The sequence below is a fragment of the Acinetobacter bereziniae LMG 1003 = CIP 70.12 genome (assembly GCF_000368925.1).
In the GTDB taxonomy this organism is placed as follows: Bacteria; Pseudomonadota; Gammaproteobacteria; order Pseudomonadales; family Moraxellaceae; genus Acinetobacter; species Acinetobacter bereziniae.
On record NZ_KB849755.1, the window covers coordinates 276,326 to 277,068 of the forward strand.

Genomic DNA, 743 nt, shown 5'->3' on the forward strand with positions numbered 1-743 from the left:
TTTCATCCTCACCTTGAAATTTTGAACAAGATGTTCCAAGTAACGTTAAAGACAGCAGCAGTAAAATCTTGGTTTTTTTCATTCGAAATCTCATTGTTCTGTAAATATTTCAAGTCTTCGTGACTTGACCAACTCACTAAGACATAATTCAGTTTTTGTCATGTTTATTTAGAACTTCTTGATCTAAACTTACATATAAATAAGTGGCTAATGTCGTATAAATCCTATTACTTCTCTCAATCATGTCATTTCCCTTGATTAAATGGCGAAATTTTTATGTTATTTAAAACAAAATCATTCAGTTGAAGGATTTGTTTCTGGCTTATTGATGAGTTTTCTTTATCGATAGAGTCCCTCACTCCTTTTAATCCAACATAAATATAAGAATCTTTAGGATTATCTAAAGTTCCTAAATATTGCCATACACCAGATTCAAAGCCTCGCCCAAAGCTTAAACGTGGCTGATAATGAGTAAGAACTTCTTCACCTTTTAGTCCATTAATTTCTCTGGATCCAGATCGAATATCACTGACTTTAAATACTCTTTTAAGTTCTTCTGGTATTTGTTCCCTATTTTTCTGAATCATTTGTATAATTGGTGTGTCAGACTCATCTCTTGCCCTGTTTTCAATATTCATCATCACTTCTGGATAAGAAGGAAAAAATAAAAAAGCTTCGCTTAAAAAGAAGCGATTTTCAGTCATATCATCTGCAATAAAGTAATCTTTCCAGCATAAGCCTGC

1 protein-coding gene is annotated in these 743 nt (G+C 32.3%); it reads right to left on the minus strand.

The window, feature by feature from the left end:
- Positions 1 to 245: 245 nt before the first annotated feature.
- A partial coding sequence (locus F938_RS03190; protein WP_005029351.1) for a T6SS immunity protein Tli4 family protein occupies positions 246 to 743 on the minus strand: 498 nt, incomplete at its 5' end.